This is a genomic window from Bradyrhizobium sp. Ghvi (assembly GCF_900115265.1).
Lineage (GTDB): Bacteria > Pseudomonadota > Alphaproteobacteria > Rhizobiales > Xanthobacteraceae > Bradyrhizobium.
In genome coordinates, this window is record NZ_FOVU01000010.1 from 107,086 (window position 1) to 124,215 (window position 17,130).

The window sequence follows — 17,130 nt, forward strand, 5'->3', positions numbered from 1 at the left end:
GCATGTTTGGGTCGGTTCTCATAGCCAACCGGGGAGAGATTGCCTTACGCATCCAACGGACCTGCCGGCGTCTCGGATTGCGAACGATCGTGGTCCATTCCGAGGTTGACCGAGAGGTGCCGTATGTGGGTCAGGCTGACCTCGCTCTGTGCATCGGCCCCGCCGCGGCAGCGCAGAGCTACTTGAACCAGAAAGCAATTCTATTTGCGGCCGAGGTCAGCGGAGCCGAGGCGATCCACCCTGGCTACGGATTTTTGTCCGAAAATGCCGGGTTTGTCGAGCAAGTCGAGGCCGCGGGCCTGACATTCATCGGCCCGACTGCCGCGAGCATGCGCATCATGGGCGATAAGATCGCGGCCAAGCGCGCCATGAGAGCGGCGGGCGTTCCGTGTGTCCCTGGTCCCGATGAGGCCCTAAGTGACGATGTTGACGTCGTGCGCGCGGCGGCAGGCGAGATTGGCTATCCCGTGATCCTGAAGGCGGCTGGCGGCGGCGGCGGTCGCGGCATGCGGATGGTCGAGAGCGAGAGCGGCTTGCGCGACGCGCTACTCCTTACCCGAGAAGAAGCGCGGCGGGCGTTTGGCAACAGCGCCGTCTATGTCGAGAAATTTCTCGGCCGGCCGCGGCACGTTGAGATCCAGGTGATCGCCGATACCCACGGTGACGCGGTTTGGCTTGGTAGCCGCGACTGCTCACTCCAACGACGACATCAGAAGGTAATCGAGGAAGCGCCGGCCCCGCAGATCGAAGGTGCGCTGGTCCGTGAAATCGGCGAGCGCTGCGCGGAGGCTTGCCGGCAGATCGGCTATCGCGGCGTCGGCACTTTCGAATTCCTGGTCGAAGATAACGCGTTCTACTTCATCGAGATGAACACGCGCCTCCAGGTCGAACACCCCGTCACTGAAGTGACCGCTGCAATCGATCTGGTCGAGGCTCAGATCCGTGTGGCGCAGGGCGAACGGCTGCCGTTCAGACAGGACGACATCGCCTGCCGCGGTCATGCCTTCGAGTGCCGCATCAATGCCGAAGACCCGGACAGCTTCGTGCCGTCGCCTGGCGTGATTGATATCTGGCAGATGCCGGGCGGACCTGGCGTGCGCATCGACAGTCATGCGAGTGCCGGTTACCGCGTATCGTCGTACTACGACTCGCTGCTCGGCAAGCTTATCGTCCATGGCGCGACACGCGATGAGGCGTTGGCCCGTTTGCGGGTGGCGCTCGACGAGGCGCGCATCGAGGGGATTGCAACAAACCTGCCACTGCATCGCCGCCTCGTTGCCGACCCCGATTTTATTCGCGGCGGCGTCAGCATCCACCATCTCGAGATGAAGCTTCGCCGGAGTGGGCAGCCATGACGACGGATCGGCCCCGCACAAGCCTGCTTGGGACGTCGGCGATGCTGTTCGAGGCGCCCGGCGAGACTACGCTCGGAACGCAGCGGCGGATCTGGGCCATGGCGCACGAGGTTGCCGTATTTTCCGGTGTGCGCGAGGCTGTGCCAGGCATGAACAACCTGATGCTGGTCTTTGGCGAGCCGCCGCGACGACCGCAAGAGATCGAGCAAAGGCTGATCGAGCTCTGGAACGACACCGATCCGCTTCCGATCGCCGGGCGCTGCATCGATGTTCCGGTCGCCTATGGCGGCGAAGCGGGGCCGCACATGGCCGATGTCGTCGAACACACCGGCATGAGCGTCGATGAGATCGTCGAACGCCACAGCGCGCCAACCTACACCGTGTTCGCGCTCGGAAGTCATCCCGGTTACTGCTACCTCGGCGGCATGGACGAGCGTATCGCGACACCGCGCCGCAAGGTGCCGGTGCTGAGGATACCGGGCGGAGCCGTGTCCATCGGCGGTAGCCAGACCGGCGTGTCCGCCTCCGATGGACCCAGCGGATGGAACACGATCGGCAGCACACAGGTCACATTCTTCGATGTGAAGCGCAGCCCGCCCGCACTACTTCAGCCAGGTGACAGCATTCGCTTCAAGGTCGTTCGGGTGCTGCGATGATCAAGGTCTTGTCAGCAGGCGCGCTTGCAACGGTCCAGGATCTTGGCCGCACCGGTGGGCTCAATCTTGGTGTCGGCGTATCAGGCGCCATGGATCCGCTCGCGCTTGCCGGAGGCAATATCCTGCTGCGCAACGAGGAGAACGCCGCAGCCATTGAGGTCCCTATTCTTCCGTTCAAGGTTCGTTTCGAGCGCTCGACCGTTTTTGCCGTCACCGGCGCCGATTGTGCAGGACGACTTGATGAGGCGCCGGTGTTGCCGTGGTGGGCGCATCGCGCCGAAGCGGGCCAGGTGCTGACGCTTTCGCTTCCCAACCAGACCACTTGGCGCGCGAGCCGCGCCTATCTGTGCGTCGCGGATGGTATCGACGTGCCGGCCGTGCTCGGCTCGCGCAGCACTCAGTTGCGAGGCTCGTTTGGGGGCCACGAGGGGCGGCCGCTCCGCGATGGCGACGGACTGCCGACTGTGTCTTCCAGTGGCCGGGCCGTGCCCGGCTTCGGCCTGGTCCCGCCTGGGCTGGCGCTCCCGCTTGAGGCCGACGGCACGCCCGGCGTTCGCGTGTTACCGGCCGCCGAGTACGACTGCTTCACCAAGTCATCGCACGATGCATTGTGGTCGACCGCCTGGAAAATCACCCCGCAGAGCGACCGCTATGGCTACAGGCTTGCCGGGCCTGAGCTTAACCCGCTGCGCCCGCTGGAATTGCGCTCCCATGGCATTGTGCCAGGCGTCATTCAGGTGCCCCATGGCGGCCAGCCCATTATCCAGATGCGCGATGCGCAGCCCTCCGGCGGCTATCCCAAGATCGGCACGGTGATCGAGGCAGACCTCTGGCGTCTCGGCCAGGCTCCGATCGGGAGCAACGTCCGCTTTATCCGCTGTAGCTGGGATGAAGCGCTGGGCGCTTGGGCGGATATCCGCCGCTGGCTTGCAAACGCGCGTCGTCTCGTCGAGCTTCACTGCGGCGAAGGGGGAGGCCGATGAGCAGTCCTCTTGATCACGTCGACCAGCTAAGCGTCTGGCTCAAGGATGCCGGTCTCGCGCTGCTCGAGCTGCGCGGTCCGAGCGCCACGCTACGCCTGGTGAACGATGGCGCATCGGTGCACGTCGTCGAAGGCAAGGAATCCGTGTCTGCCGACGCTCCGTCAATGACCGTCCGTGCTCCATCACCGGGCATCTTTCTCGATCGCCACCCGCTTCACGAGCGGGCAATCGTTTTGATCGACGCCAATGTCAGGGCCGACGACCCTCTCGGCTTCCTGCAAATCGGGCCTCTGGTTTTGGCCGTGCCCGCGCCCCGGGCAGGAACGGTGACTGATGTTTTGGTCGCGCACGGCACCATCGTCGGCTACGGCGCGTCGCTGTTCGTCCTGGACCCGCTTGAAGGTGAGACAGCATGAAGATCGATCTCAACGCCGATATGGGCGAGGGTTTTGGTCCGTGGCCGATGGGCAATGACGAGGCGCTGCTCGACCTCGTGTCTTCGGCCAACGTCGCGTGCGGTTTTCATGCCGGTGATCCCCTGATCATGCAGCGGACGGCGGAGCGCGCCAGGACGCGCGGCGTCGATCTTGGGGCCCATGTCGGATTTCCGGACCGTCAGGGATTTGGCCGGCGCGTGATGCAGATCGACCCCACCGAGCTCGCTGCCATGGTCACCTACCAGCTCGGCGCGCTCGACGGCATCGCGCGAGCCGTCGGGCATCGCGTCACGCATATGAGCTTTCATGGGGCGCTGGGCAACATGGCAGCTGCCGATGCCGATCTTGCCCGCCCATTGGTTCGCGCGGTCGCCGCGTTCGATCCCAATCTCCTGATCGTGTCATCGAGCAGCCGCGCCATCGAGGATGCGGCGGCGCAGTGCGGCATCAGGGTCGCCACGACGTTCCTGGCGGACCGAGCCTATGACGACGAGGGCCTGCTGGTGTCTCGGGCAAAGCCCGGTGCGGTCATTCACGACGCCGGGGCGGTCGCCGGGCGGGTCGCGCGCCTGCTGCGTGACGGCGTGGTCATTGCCGCCAGCGGAAAGGCGCTGGCGATGCCGGTCAAATCGATCCTGCTGCATGGGGATACCCCCGGCGCCGTAGAACTCGCCCGGCGGATCCGGGCCTCGATCGAGGCGGCAGGTGGCGCGATCGTGCCGGTTTCCAGGCTTGTGCCGGGCTCCGGGGGAGCGGCCAATGGATCATAAGGGGACCTTATCCCGCCACATTTAATCCCTCTTGGCGGGAAAGTTGCGCGATCGTTTAGCGTGTTGAAAAGGTGAGGAGCCCGATGCCATTCTCCGACTACAGGACCGCTCTCGTTACCGGTGCCTCGTCTGGCATTGGCTTGGCCGTGGTCGAGCGCCTGGCGCGTGAGGGCCTGAAGGTCCATGCGCTCGCACGGAGCGCGGACGCGCTGAGCGCTTTGGCAGATCGCACCGGCTGCATTCCCCACGCGATCGACGTCAGAGATATTGCTGATATCACGAAGCTTGCTCAGGGTATCGAGGTCGACGTGCTCGTCAACTGCGCGGGCGTCGACCGGCCGAAGAAGTTTCTCCAAGCGGATCCGGAGGACATCGATCTTCTGGTCGACGTCAATCTGCGTGCGATCCTACATCTCTGCCGTCTGCTCGTGCCGGGCATGGCGGAGCGCGATCGCGGCCACGTGGTGAACATCACGTCGATTGCCGGCGCTTACAACTTTGCGGGCAATTCGAGCTATCACGCGACCAAGGCGGCCGTCAGCATGCTGACCGGTCAGCTCAGGGTCGATTGCTTCGGCAAGCGCGTGCGTGTCACCGAAATCTGCCCCGGCCGGGTTGCGACCGACATCTTCGCCCATGTCCACGGCGACAGCGCCGAAACGCGCGCGAACTTCATTGAAGGCTTTGAACTGCCCGAGGCAAAGGACATTGCCGACGCGATCGCGTTTGCGATCGCCGCCCCCGTAGCGGTGAATGTCGGCTACATCGAGATCACACCGACCCTGCAAGTGCCGGGAGGCTTGTCGACCACTCGCCCGGAGGGCTCTCCAAAACCCGTTCTCCCGACTAGGTGAGGGCCGCGCGATGAAGGGTTTCGACCTCATGGCCGTCCTGCTCAATCCGGAGTTCAGCCGGATGCTGGTCCATGGGGTGAAGATGACGTTCATCATCTTCATCGGCTCATGGCTGCTGGCGATGAGTCTTGGAATAATCCTCCTTGCGGTTCGGATGCTGCCGAGCCGGATCGCGAGCGGTTTTGTCGCGATCTACGTCTCCTATCACCGCAATGTACCGACGCTCGTCCAGCTCATGCTCTGGTATTTCGGCATTTCGAGCCTACTGCCGGACTCCCTTCAGATGTGGCTCGGCGATCACAGCGGCGAAGCTGTGTTCGCGGTCGTTGCTCTGGGGTTGTGCCAGGCCGCGTATTTCAGCGAGGATCAACGCTCCGGTCTGCGTGCCGTGCCGAGGGGGCAGTGGGAAGCCGCCCGTGCCCTGGGGCATAGCTATGTCGGGGCTATGGCTTACATCCTGCTGCCACAGGCCATTCGCAACGCGATGCCGGCGCTGGTGAACCATACCGTCTCGCTGTTCAAGAACTCCAGCCTTGCGATGGCGATCGGCGTCGCCGAGCTGACCCACGCGGTCAAGGAGTTCGAGAACCAGAGCTTTCGTCCGTTCGAGACCTACCTGATTGCCACGATCGTCTATCTCGTCTGCTCGCTATTGCTGATGTGGCTTGGTCACAATCTCGAGCAGCGCAGCCGAATGGCCGGAGTGGTCTGACATGTCGGTGCTCCCGAGCATGATCGAGATCGTCAGGGACAACTGGCTGTTGCTGCTCGTCGGCCAGTATCCGAACGGCCCGCTTGGCGGTATCGCGGCCACCCTCATTCTCTCCGTGCTCGGCATTGCTTTGGCTTTTCCGCTGAGCGTCGTGATGGCGCTGGCGAGCCTGTCGCCGTGGCGGGCGCTGCGCTGGCCGGTCATGGCCATGGTCTACGTCACTCGCGGTGTGCCGCTGCTGCTGATCATTCTGTGGGTCTATTTCGTGCTGCCGCTTTTGATCGGCCGGAGCGTGCCGGCGTTCGCGACCATGCTGGTCACGCTAGTCGGCTACGAAGCCGCATTCTTGAGCGAGATCGTGCGAGCCGGAATTCAGGCATTGCCGACAGGTCAGATGGACGCGGCCCGTGCGCTCGGGCACAGCCGTCTCGGCGCGATGCGCTACGTGATTCTGCCGCAGGCACTGTTCAACATGATCCCGAGCATCCTCAGCCAGTTCGTCTCGACCATCAAGGAGACGACGCTCGGCTACATCATCAACGTCCCGGAGCTCACCTTTGCGGCCGGCCAGATCAACAACCGGCTGCTGACCAAGCCGTTTGAAGTCTATTTCATCCTTGCCATCAGCTACTTCGTCGTGTGCTGGACCTTGACGCAGGCCATCAACATGGTCGAGCGGCGGATTACCATGCGCCGAACAAGAGATCTGGCTGTGTCTGCACTGACTGCCATACCCGCAAGCGCATCAGGGGGATGACCATGTCGCATCAAGCTCCATCCCGGGATGCCGATCCGATGATTCGATTCGTCGCCGTGCACAAATTCTTTGGTGCGCTCGCCGCGCTGACCGATGTCAACGCCGAGGTGAAGAAGGGCGAGGTGGTGGTGGTCTGCGGGCCATCCGGCTCGGGCAAGTCGACGCTCATCCGTACCGTCAACAGGCTCGAGGAAATCCAGTCCGGCTCTGTTCTGTTTGAGGGCCGGGACGTTCATGGCAAGTTGGGCGGCGCGGCGCTGAATCACTTGCGGACCCGGATCGGATTCGTTTTCCAGAGCTTCAACTTGTTTCCACATTTGAGTGCGCTCGATAACGTCATGCTTTCGCCGATGAAGGTGAACGGCGTCAAGCGCAGCGAAGCGCGCGAAGCGGCCCTTCGTCTGCTGGATCGCGTCGGACTCGCGGCCAAGGCGCAGAACTACCCGGGCCAGCTCTCCGGCGGACAGCAGCAGCGTGTGGCGATCGCCCGCGCGCTCGCCATGGAGCCGCCCGCGATGCTGTTCGACGAACCGACCAGTGCGCTCGATCCGGAGATGGTGGGCGAGGTGCTGTCAGTCATGCGTAGCCTTGCGCGTGATGGAATGACCATGATGTGCGTGACCCATGAAATGAACTTCGCGCGTGATGTCGCCGATCGTGTCTGGTTCATGGACGCCGGAAGGGTGCTCGAGACGGGAACTCCGGTCGACTTCTTCCGCTCACCGCAACATCCGCGTGCGCAACGCTTCCTGTCGGACCTGCACACTAGGTGACCGCGCTGGCTTGACGTGACCAATCTGGAGGAGAACACGAATGTCTTTCACGAACCGTTCAATCGGCCTGGTTGCCGCGATGGCAGCCTTTGTCGGAATGGCGTCGGCGGCGTGCGCTGACCAGCTCTCGGACATCATCCAGCGTAAAGAGCTGCGCTGCGGAACTTTCGCGGACGTGCCGCCGTTTGCGGCGCCGGATGCCAAGACACGTGAGATGGTCGGCTTTGACGTCGACCTCTGCAAGGCGATCGCCCAACACTGGGGCGTTGTCGCAAAGGTCACGCCGCTCTCGGTCGAGGCGCGCGTGCCCGAGGTCAAACTCGGTCATGTCGATATCACTGTGGCGAACCTCGCTTACACGCTGGGGCGCGCCGAGCAGATCCAGTTTTCCGATCCCTATTACATCGCCAAGGAAATGCTGGCAGTGAAGGCGAGCGACCCTGGGACCGCCAAAGCCGACTTCAAGGGGAAGCGGCTCGCATCCACCAAAGGATCCACGTCGGAACTTGCGATCAAGTTGAACGAATCCGACCCGCTGACTTTCGTCGATACCGGCTCGGCCTTCATGGCAGTTCAACAGAACAAGGCGGTCGGAATGGTGGCGAATACCATGACGATTACCAAGCTCGTTAGCCAGTCCAAGCAGGCAGGGCAGCCGCTGAAGATGATCGAGGAGCCAATGGTGCTGCAGCCGATCGGCATCGGCATGAAGAAGGACGAGCCGGCACTGCTTGCAAAGGTCAACGAGACCCTGCTGGCAATGGACAAGGCCGGTGAGATCAACCAGATCTGGGACAAGTGGCTCGGTCCCAACACTGAGTTCAAGATGGCACGTACTGACAAGGTGGCGCCGCTCAGCCACCTGAAGTTCACACCGCTCCCGTGAATTGAGAATTACTGCCATTCGCGTTGATGACTACGATCGCGCGCGGCTAAGAACCAGGACTTATGCTCCGCGACAATCGGTCTTTCAAGAAGGTTCTTACCAGGATAAGGCCACTGGAGTGCTCCACAGCGGTGCCACGCCAAACCAGCGTCAAGTCGCTGAGGTTGTCCAGTGACAGGCCAAAAGTTAGCCCTACAGACTCGGCCTTGAAGCCACATTTCTCAAAGCCGCAGTCTAGAAATATGTGATACTGCGAGGTGCAGTCGGAAAGATCTGTTCGCTCGAAGCGGGCCTTTTCGAAACGGCAATGCAGAAGAGTGGCGCGGTGAAAACTGCAGTCGATCAGGCCCGTCCCTACGAGCTCGTTTTCCTCGAAGGTCTGCAGTTCAAAGGTGCACAGGCGAAAAATACAACTGTCATGCCTGCTGGCTCTCACTGATCCAGTTGGAACGAGCATCCCTCGAACGTTGAATTGACGGCATCGGCGGAGCGGAAGTCCGCGACTGTGAAATCGCAATTGAAAAATGCGCAGGACTCAAAGATGGCCGCCTCGAAATCCGAGCGGCTGAAGTCGCATTGGCTAATGTGCTCTGATGATGGGGCAGGAAATTGGAGGGGTAAACCTTCATGCAGCCGGATCTGATCCCTCGGCTCCGCTTCAAAGTTGCGATGAGAGCAGAGCGTTTCTTGCGGCTAGCCAAAATCGCACGCACATCGTGGTACGGGCGTTCGTGATCGAACTGTCCTCCCAAGGACGTGTATATACCCACATATACCCAACTATACGCCGGTATAGATGCGTAAAGCACCGGCGGCATATTGTTTCGCAAGGAAAATCTTAATTGAGAGTCGATACGATTACTTGTTGGTTTTAATCGACGGTTCGCATCATGTGGCACAATCGGATTTCAAGTCTCGCTCTTGCACTGTCTGTCCCTGCGGCAGCGCTTGCTGCGAATGCAGATGCACTATCGCTTCATTTTTGGGCTGGAATCCTTCTGGGGGGACTGATGTTGGCCTTATCCTTCGTGACGTCAGGGAGGCGGGATATGGCCGCGATGACCCTGAACGAAGCGATGGCAATCAAAGCTTTTGAATTGATCAAAGACGGGATCACAGTTTATGACGCCGACCGCTGCGTGCTCGGTAACGACGCCGCAGCTCACATGCTCGGGTTTTCCAGCGGAGAGGACCTGAAAGGATTGAGTATCGCCTCTATTTCTTTGGATCCTCAACCGAATGGCAAGACTGTTGCGCAGATGTTCGAAGCGACCAATGAGGCGGTGATGAGGTCAGGTCACGTTGCAATCGAATGGTGGCTTCGGCGCAAAGATCAGACTTCCATTCCAGTCCGTATAAGTCTTGTCGTTTCGGTGTTCGAAGGCCGTCCGATCGTCGTCTGCGTTTGGCAGGACATAACCGATCTGGTCCGCATGCGGGAAGAAAAGCTGAGTCTTGCGAAGAGGTTTGACAGTGATGTGTCGCGGGTCGTCGACGTTGTGGCGAGTTCGATGCAAGACATGCAAGCGGTCGCCTCGCAGATGACAGCTTCGACCGGAGATGTCTGTCTCCGCACTGAAGCTATGATGGCAATCGTCAAAAAGACCGAGGAAAACTCGACGGCAGTTTCGTCAGCCGCTCAAGAATTTTCGGCCTCGATTTCTGAGATCAGCCGACAGGTTTCGAGCGCAGCGAGCATTTCGCAAACCGCACGTGGCAAAACCGCGCACGCTGAGGCAACATTATGTGAACTCGTTACCTCGGTGACAAAGATCAGCAGTGTCGTGCAGATGATCGAGGGTATAGCCTCGCAAACCAATTTGCTGGCGCTCAACGCGACCATCGAGGCAGCACGGGCTGGAGAAGCGGGGCGAGGCTTTGCAGTAGTGGCAGGAGAAGTGAAGAATCTTGCTGCACAGGCAGCCAAAGCGACGAGCGAGGTTGATGCCCAGATTCTTGCCATCCAACAAAGGACGGAACAGGCGACTGCTGCGATGGGTGACATCGCCGACATCATCGACAAGGTGCAAGAAATTTCGAGCAGCATCTCGGCGGCGATAGAAGAGCAATCGATCGTGACGAACGACATCTCAAGAAGCATCACCAGCATCAGTGTTGATATGCGCGAAGCTTCCAGAGATATTGACGAGTTGAATGACGCCTCGCGCGCCTCTGGCTCATCGGCGGATCAAGCCGTTGGGAAGATGGGGCATTTGAGCCAAAATATCGCTTCATTGGAGGGGCAGGTCAGCGACTTCTTGATCAAGATAAGAGCGTAGTGCGGCGCCGTCGCTCCAAGCGTACGTCAGGACCAATGCGCGATGAACGTCTGCAGTCAAAGTTGCTCGACCGGGCGCCTGAACGATGGGCCTCGGAGCTCAACACGCGGCGGTTCGTAGGCGAGTTCAGACTTCTGACATTCGGCGCAGAAAGGCGACTCGCGGGAACGTTTGGGCCTCGAGCGCCAGCCGCCCAGCATGGGCCAGCACACCGATGAGGTATTGAGCGCTGCCGGGTACTCCGACGCCGAGATATCAAGCTTCCGTTCATCAGGCGCTGTGGCAAGGCGACTGGTCAATTAAAGGACATCTTCTGGACGATCGTCGATGTCATCTCGTCAGGCGGTCGGAGGGAAATAAGGAGCCGTCTGGTTCGTGCCGAACCGTGAGCAGTGTGGCGGGATTCGCCCCAAAGAACCAGATCACGACATTGCGACGACTTTCGGCGCTTGTCCTTATAGCGTATGGGATTGGCGGGGCGGAGAGGTTGTGATTGTGCTGTAAGGATGAATCAGACGATGTTTCACATCCAGCCGAGAACGGTATCTCAGCATCCCAAAGCCGGCGGACGGTTAGCCGGAGAAGAAGGACCCTCGTCCATTTTCTCGCCGTAAGCGAGTAACCTTTGCAAAACCGCAGTCCCTACGAGGCTTCAGCCGATCGCTTCCAAGTCTGCCAGGCATTTTGCGATGTTGTCTTTTGCTTCGTTCAGAAGCCTTTTCGTTTCTTCTAGCCGCTTGAAATCGGGCTTCACCGGTCCAGCGCTCACCGCACTTAGGTGACCGCAAATGGTCGTGAGATCGTTCGACATGTCCTCAAGAACGAAGGCTACGTTTTCAAGGGGCACCAGTTCTGAAAAGAAGGTCTTCGATAGGGCATCGTCTTGGCCGATTGGACCCTCGAACTTTACCTCCACCAGCGGGACCAGGACGTCGCGATCGTCGCGAGCAGCTTTGCCCACACTCATGATCAGCGAGCTGAAGGTTGTAGAGATGTATGTCAGTCGACCGACCAAGGCGCTTCCGTACAGAACAACAGAGCCGGGATCGCTTTGCGCCTCATCCGGCTTCAAAGCATTAAGATCCTCATTCGGCATGTTCACCCTCTTCGTGCAGATGGAGCGCCCCTACAGCGAATGAGGCGGGTTTGGGACTGTTTGCCGCCTCAATGGCATAGGAGCCGTGAGCTTCGGCCTTTTTTGTCTGGATGATGGTGACCGAAAGCCCTTGGTATGAGTTCTTTGTCCTGGCCTTCATGTATCCGGGCGCTGCAGGTGCTGGTCCATGAAAATGAAGCAGATCTTCCATGGCGCGACGGATGCGAAGGGCGTCGGCATTGAACAGCCCAGCCGTATTCGGTGCGAGCACAGAGCTCTGTATCGCCAGGTCAAAGGAGCGAAGAACCGCATCCGCGGCTAGATGATGGGGGTGAGCAGCCTCAGCTAAAAGATATTTGTCTTCTAGGATTGCGGGCAACTGCCTACGCTTCTTGCCTTCACGCTTTTCGCGATTTTCAAGCTCAAGCAAGCCCTCGCGTGTCAAAGCGAAATGAGCAAATTTCCCCTGCGCTGTTCGTTCCACAAATCGCGCATTCGTCATCAATCGAAGAATACGGCTCAGATTGGCATCTCTGAGTTCTAGCTTCTGGGCGATCGCGGCCTTCTCCATCTGGCGCGACGGCGCGTCGCGGAGCAGCCGAAGGATTGCCACCACGTGCTGACGATGCATGACCTCGCTTGGACGGGCGAGCTTGGAGGTGTTGATCGACATTTGCAGAAGATCGTAGAATGCTCGGAACCGCTCCGCGTAGGCGGCATTCCTCGGCCCGAGCGTTGCGCTCGTCCGTCGCAGGATGTCAAACCATTCTCGCAGCTCAGGATCCCGCCGGCGGCTCTCGAGCGCATTCCAAATCCAGGCGCCGAGCGTGGCGTAGAGTCGCTCCAGACTTCTTTCGGATCCCTCTTTGAGCAATTCCGAAATGAGGCGCCTGGCCTCCGTCGCCGTCGCTTCGCCCGTCTCTATCTTTTCCAATCCTATGTCAGACATGGGCTAGACCTACATCACAACCGTTAAGGACGTTTTACAACGCTTTACTCTGATTTTGGTCCCGGAATCTAGATGTCAAGAGCCCATTTGTAGGTGCTCCAGATGGTTTTTTGACCGAGTTCCCGTGCTGAAACCGAGTTCGGTTCCTTCATTGGAGGTAGGATTGTACCTAGTCTTTCATCCTTGAAAGCCGTGTGGGTGGGATGTTGCACCACGAAACTTCGCGTACCGAACCGCACCTCGACTTGGGCTGCTGTGGTCTGGTGGCCTTGCATGGTGCGGTCGTTCCCCATCGAGGGCACAAGCATCACGTCGACATCGAGCTCGCTGAACGGCGTCTCGCACACGTCGCAGAAATCAAGGCAAATGGCGACGCCAATCAAGGCACCTTCGGTGGCAAGGACACATATGCGATCGCCTGCAGCGATGTTTTCCGTGCCCCAATCATCGTCCGCGTAAGGAGCGATCTTGTCGTAGATCAGGCGCTCCTCTCCATATCCGTCATAGATACGGGCTCGGTTTACGGTCCCATGATCGCCTGCCTCGTGCCAGGTTCCCGGAATCAGAATTTCGGGCGCTTCGAGCTCATCAGTGATGTCACGCTCGCGGACAAGTTTGATAATCCTCTCCCGCAAATCCGGGGGAACGGTGAGCTCGGGCCAGACAACCGCGATGCAATTTTCTCGCAGCGCCTCGCCGATCTGCACCGCAATTGCCTCTGTTGCAGAATGCGCCTCTAGGCTGGCGACCGTAAAGCGCTTATCGTCGTCAACCAAAATGAACTCGGGATTAAGCTTCAGCGCCTTGAACAGGCAAGCTCCCATCTTCCACTTGCTTGCATCCTTGGATGCACTATGCAGCGTTCGGCTATCGACCACGTGGACGGGGTAGCCCTGTATCAGTGCAGGCAATATCCGGTGAAAGAGCATGCCACGCTTCGAATAGGCTTGCCCCCGTCGGGCCGGGCGCAAGGCACTGACGCCTTGCCGCGGAATGAACCAGCATCCGAGCTGCTCGAGGTGCCACTCACTTGGCCCGATCGGCCAGTGAGAGCGCCGTTCAGCAAGCACGCGGTCGATTTCCCGTATGAGGCCAGCCATCGTTAGCGCAGCCAATTCGGGCGTTTCATCGGATAGCGACCACGAAAGATGACCGTCTCCTATCGAGTCGGTGAAAGTTTCTCGCGCCTGCTCGATCCGCTTCTCGGTCAGGTTGCGGTAGGCCTTGTGGACGCTTCCGGGCGCACGGCGAAACAGCGCGTCAAGACCAACCAGAGCTTTTCTGAGCTCGTCCCGATTTGCATTCGCAATCTCCTCGTGCCCGCGTGCCAGCTCTTGAGCTGCCTTTTTCCAGACAGCAAACGCCTCTCTCTCGGTTCGGTGGTCGGCGGGCGCAGGCAAAATCTTCGTCCAAATCACGTAAGCAATATGTCTCTTCGATAGGCGCGCGCTGACAAGTTTGCAATCGGCTCGACGCGTTGCTCACACTTCTTCTCGAATTGTCTGGTGCTTCAGCCCGCTTTCGATGACGTCCCCGCGAGGCGCGGAAAATCTGCGCGAACAGGACTAGGGACAATGAAAAGCTGCAATGTAGTCACGACACTATTGACGAACCGCTGCGACTGTTTTTCAATCTGGGCGGGAGATCCGCGCGCGGTCAGCGACGTGGACGGGGGCGATTATGTGGAAATTTAGCCGGGCCGCGGCATGCGCGGGCATTTGCCTTGTCATGAGTGGGTGCACCAGTCTGTACTACATTCATGATCCGCAGACCGGCGTGATCACGGCCGGTGAGCTGCCGCATTTTCTGAAGTCAATCAGGTGCGAGGTCGTAACCTTCTACCAGATCGAGCGCGAGAGGCGGAAGGAATACCTTAAGATTTACAAAACGCGGCCTGAAGAAGCGTTCGACAGGTACGCTCATTTCGACATCGATCCCTTTCTGTATGGCACCTTTTTCCTTGAATTGAAGGTGACCGATACGGGCGGACTCGGCTCCGGTACAGCATTCGACTACAAGCGAATTCTCAACGCGACAAGCAATGACGTCACTCATGTCGGTCCCACCGCTTCGGGCCAGGACACTTATGACCTGATCTGGTCATTCCTCATGAAGCAGAATGCCCAGCTTGCGTCCGATACCACTCCTGCCTCGGTCGGTTCGGCGACCTATGAACGTGGTTGCTATCGTGGAACGCCCACCGATCTGGCCGAGCTCGAGGCCCTCGCTGAGGACAAATTTCCGGAGCGGGTCGCTTACAAGCGCATCATTGTCGATGCTTCGAAGCCGTTTGCAGCATGGTTACGTGACAACGCTGTTCTGATCTCCGCCAACAACCTGACGCCGGCGATGCCCTCGGAGAGCGCGGAGCCGGCGCAAATGACATACACTTTTTCGGTTCAGGTGACCGGCGGCATCGAGGCAAAGTACTCCCTCACTTCGGTGCGTTGGACGCCCGCTGCAGTCCAGGCTTCCGCCTCCGCGCAGCAGTTCAGCAATCTCGGGATTTACATAAATGGTCCGAATGCGGTCCTCGCCAACGGAGCCAAATCCGGTTCGGCAGGCTACGCGGCAAAAACGCCGCCGCTCGGATCAAAAGACAACCCCATTTATACCGCGCCCTTGCCAAGCGGGGAGAAATCGCAGGAATTTCCGGGAGGGGCGGGATCCGGGGGGCGCCGAAGTGGGGGCGGACCTCGGACCAATGGTTTCATTGTGGCGCCGGTGCCGGTCTTCCCGCCGAGCCCAACTCCGACGCAGTAGAAAGCATGTTTCGTCTCTGGTTGCCCAGACTCGTATTGCTACTCGCGCTCTCACTGCCTTGGAGCGCGAATGCTCAGCCTGCGCTTCCTTCGGGCGTGTCCGAAATGGAGCTGTTTGGCACGGTCATCCGCGGCTCGAAATGGGACATCAAGGAAATTCCAGTCTGTTGGGAAAACCTCAAAGCGAAGGACAGCAAATATGCCGACCTCGTCCGCAAAGCGGTTGCTGAGACTTGGGAGACGGCGGCGCAAGGGGGCGTCCGGTTTGCAAAGACCTGGCCCGCCTGTACCGGCGGCGCGCCTGGCGTTCATGTGCGGATCGCTGACGAGGGTGCTCACACGGATGTCGTCGGCAAATACCTGGACGGCAAACCATCGGGCATGACTCTCAATTTCAGTTTCAATCATTGGAGCAAAGGCTGCCAAGACAAACGCGAATTTTGCATTCGCGCGGTCGCGGTCCATGAATTCGGACATGCGCTTGGCTTCACGCATGAGCAGAATCGTGATGATGCTCCAGAGCAGTGCCGCAACGAAAAGGCGTCTGGCTCGGTCGGCGATTACAAAGTCACCAAATACGACCCCGATTCAATAATGAACTATTGTAATTCAGCATGGAATGGAAACGGACAATTAAGCCCACTCGATATCGCCGCTGTCAGGACTTTCTATCCGTCCTGACATTTGGCGTCCTGACATTGACGTCCGCGCCGGCGCGAGCTGACCGTGCTGCGGTCCAGATTGCCGCGCGCTACAACGTCAGGACGGTTCACGTCCAGTTCGTTGGCGTGATGTTCAACGGCAAGCAGGAAGTCGGTGGCGGCTCCGGGCTACTGATCGGCGATAGTCTCGTGCTGACCAACAGCCATGTCATCGGCCGCGAGGAAAACTACAAGACGCTCGAGATCGATGCACGGTTCGGATCTCGCAATGCCAATCCAATCAAGGTCACGGCCGTGCATCGAGACGATGCGCGAGACCTGGCACTCCTCGAATTGGCGCAACCCGCGGCAAGCAGCGGCGGAGCCTCGCGATGTCCGATGCCCGTGATCGACAACAATCAGCAAGCCCCGATGGGCACCCAGCTGTATCTGCTCGGCTATCCCCTTGATCTGGATCTCAGCATCTCGAGCGGCTTGATCAGCAACCAAACGAGCCCCAATGGCCGCTGGCAGACCGATACGGTCATGAATGTCGGCAACAGCGGCGGGCCGGCTTTCAATGAGTTCGGAGCACTGCTTGGGATCGCGGTCGGCGGTATCGTCAAGTGGAATGAGGCACAGGTTTCGGGGGTCAACTTCATCATCCCCGCGACCGTGATCACCGCAAGCCCACTCTACGACATGATCGCGGCCATTCCCCAGCCGTCCGTTTGCTGGACGAAATGGGTCGACACAACGATCTCGTTTGAGAACTGGAGCAAGCTAAACTCAACACATGTGCAGACCCAGGCCAATGCTGGTGTGAAGATCCCCGAGATTCTAGCCGGAGCAATCCACACTCTCACGCCCGAAGACCGCCGCCTCATCGTAAACGTGCCAGTATCGCAGCTTGTCGAGCCGAAGCAGATCGATCGCTCGTATACGGTCGACAAGACCAAGGACGATCACCCGGTCGTGTTTGCCGAGCACTCGGCGGACTATACCGAGACGTTCCCTGCTGAGCCCGGCTATCGCGTCACAGGATGCAGCTGGCATGTCGAGACCGCAAATGGAGCCAGCAATATCGCTTGCGCGATTAACGACGGCGGAGCGCAGGCGCGATTCACCTACAAGCTCACCAGCGGACCTGCTGTGGACAGGTACCGCGGATGGTTGGGGGCTACGGTCAATGTGTCTCAGGTGCTCGCGAAGTAGGTGTC

General features: G+C 59.6%; 18 protein-coding genes. 14 read left to right on the forward strand and 4 right to left on the reverse strand.

Features of this window, described 5'->3' with window-relative positions; all coding sequences use genetic code 11:
- Positions 1-2: 2 nt before the first annotated feature.
- The 10 genes from accC (at position 3) to BM374_RS29740 (ending at position 8,183) form a co-directional block, all read left to right on the forward strand.
- A complete protein-coding gene (accC, locus tag BM374_RS29695) occupies positions 3-1,355 on the forward strand; it encodes an acetyl-CoA carboxylase biotin carboxylase subunit (protein ID WP_092300818.1) in 1,353 nt (450 codons plus the stop codon).
- Positions 1,352-2,011 (forward strand): 5-oxoprolinase subunit PxpB, encoded by a 660-nt coding sequence (gene pxpB / locus BM374_RS29700; RefSeq protein WP_092300821.1) that lies wholly within the window; start codon positions 1,352-1,354, stop codon positions 2,009-2,011. The genes accC and pxpB overlap by 4 nt, the downstream gene beginning before the upstream one ends.
- Positions 2,008-2,994 carry a 5-oxoprolinase subunit C family protein gene (locus tag BM374_RS29705; protein ID WP_092300824.1) on the forward strand — a complete coding sequence of 329 codons (987 nt, stop codon included), beginning with the start codon at positions 2,008-2,010 and terminating at the stop codon, positions 2,992-2,994. Before pxpB ends, BM374_RS29705 begins: the two co-directional genes overlap by 4 nt.
- Positions 2,991-3,410 carry a biotin/lipoyl-containing protein gene (locus BM374_RS29710; RefSeq protein WP_092300827.1) on the forward strand — a complete coding sequence of 140 codons (420 nt, stop codon included), beginning with the start codon at positions 2,991-2,993 and terminating at the stop codon, positions 3,408-3,410. The genes BM374_RS29705 and BM374_RS29710 overlap by 4 nt, the downstream gene beginning before the upstream one ends.
- Positions 3,407-4,201: a LamB/YcsF family protein gene (locus tag BM374_RS29715; protein ID WP_092300829.1), complete on the forward strand. Its 795-nt coding sequence runs from the start codon at positions 3,407-3,409 to the stop codon at positions 4,199-4,201. The genes BM374_RS29710 and BM374_RS29715 overlap by 4 nt, the downstream gene beginning before the upstream one ends.
- An 83-nt stretch (positions 4,202-4,284) precedes the next feature.
- The gene (locus BM374_RS29720) at positions 4,285-5,055 is read left to right on the forward strand and encodes an SDR family oxidoreductase (protein ID WP_092300832.1); all 771 of its coding nucleotides are present in this window, start codon (positions 4,285-4,287) and stop codon (positions 5,053-5,055) included.
- 10 nt (positions 5,056-5,065) lie between these two features.
- On the forward strand, positions 5,066-5,767 hold the full coding sequence (locus tag BM374_RS29725) for an amino acid ABC transporter permease (protein WP_092300836.1): 702 nt from the start codon (positions 5,066-5,068) through the stop codon (positions 5,765-5,767).
- A gap of 7 nt (positions 5,768-5,774) precedes the next feature.
- Positions 5,775-6,524, forward strand: coding sequence for an amino acid ABC transporter permease (locus BM374_RS29730; protein ID WP_092301145.1), 750 nt, complete (start codon positions 5,775-5,777; stop codon positions 6,522-6,524).
- Complete coding sequence (locus BM374_RS29735; protein WP_502689468.1) at positions 6,521-7,297, forward strand: amino acid ABC transporter ATP-binding protein; 777 nt, start codon at positions 6,521-6,523, stop codon at positions 7,295-7,297. Before BM374_RS29730 ends, BM374_RS29735 begins: the two co-directional genes overlap by 4 nt.
- Positions 7,298-7,337: 40 nt before the next feature.
- Positions 7,338-8,183 (forward strand): ABC transporter substrate-binding protein, encoded by an 846-nt coding sequence (locus BM374_RS29740; protein ID WP_177248619.1) that lies wholly within the window; start codon positions 7,338-7,340, stop codon positions 8,181-8,183.
- Between the two features lie 432 nt (positions 8,184-8,615).
- Here BM374_RS29740 and BM374_RS40315 read toward each other — a convergent pair whose 3' ends face one another.
- Positions 8,616-8,822, reverse strand: coding sequence for a pentapeptide repeat-containing protein (locus BM374_RS40315; RefSeq protein WP_143270282.1), 207 nt, complete (start codon positions 8,820-8,822; stop codon positions 8,616-8,618).
- Between the two features lie 410 nt (positions 8,823-9,232).
- Here BM374_RS40315 and BM374_RS29750 point away from each other — a divergent pair, with 410 nt between their 5' ends.
- A complete protein-coding gene (locus tag BM374_RS29750; protein ID WP_177248620.1) occupies positions 9,233-10,462 on the forward strand; it encodes a methyl-accepting chemotaxis protein in 1,230 nt (409 codons plus the stop codon).
- A 652-nt stretch (positions 10,463-11,114) separates the two neighbouring features.
- Here the strand turns inward: BM374_RS29750 and BM374_RS29755 are convergent.
- The 3 genes from BM374_RS29755 to BM374_RS29765 form a co-directional block, all read right to left on the reverse strand.
- A complete protein-coding gene (locus BM374_RS29755; protein ID WP_092300845.1) occupies positions 11,115-11,558 on the reverse strand; it encodes a hypothetical protein in 444 nt (147 codons plus the stop codon).
- Positions 11,548-12,507: a winged helix DNA-binding protein gene (locus tag BM374_RS29760; RefSeq protein WP_092300848.1), complete on the reverse strand. Its 960-nt coding sequence runs from the start codon at positions 12,505-12,507 to the stop codon at positions 11,548-11,550. The genes BM374_RS29755 and BM374_RS29760 overlap by 11 nt, the downstream gene beginning before the upstream one ends.
- A gap of 68 nt (positions 12,508-12,575) precedes the next feature.
- The gene (locus tag BM374_RS29765; RefSeq protein WP_092300851.1) at positions 12,576-13,925 is read right to left on the reverse strand and encodes a carbon-nitrogen hydrolase family protein; all 1,350 of its coding nucleotides are present in this window, start codon (positions 13,923-13,925) and stop codon (positions 12,576-12,578) included.
- A 262-nt stretch (positions 13,926-14,187) separates the two neighbouring features.
- Between BM374_RS29765 and BM374_RS29770 the strand changes: the two genes are divergently transcribed.
- From BM374_RS29770 to BM374_RS39565, 3 genes are all read left to right on the forward strand, one after another.
- Positions 14,188-15,270 (forward strand): hypothetical protein, encoded by a 1,083-nt coding sequence (locus BM374_RS29770; protein WP_143270272.1) that lies wholly within the window; start codon positions 14,188-14,190, stop codon positions 15,268-15,270.
- 104 nt (positions 15,271-15,374) lie between these two features.
- A complete protein-coding gene (locus BM374_RS38085) occupies positions 15,375-15,950 on the forward strand; it encodes a M57 family metalloprotease (RefSeq protein ID WP_244552736.1) in 576 nt (191 codons plus the stop codon).
- 110 nt (positions 15,951-16,060) lie between these two features.
- Positions 16,061-17,125: a S1 family peptidase gene (locus BM374_RS39565; protein ID WP_244552737.1), complete on the forward strand. Its 1,065-nt coding sequence runs from the start codon at positions 16,061-16,063 to the stop codon at positions 17,123-17,125.
- Positions 17,126-17,130: the final 5 nt, after the last annotated feature.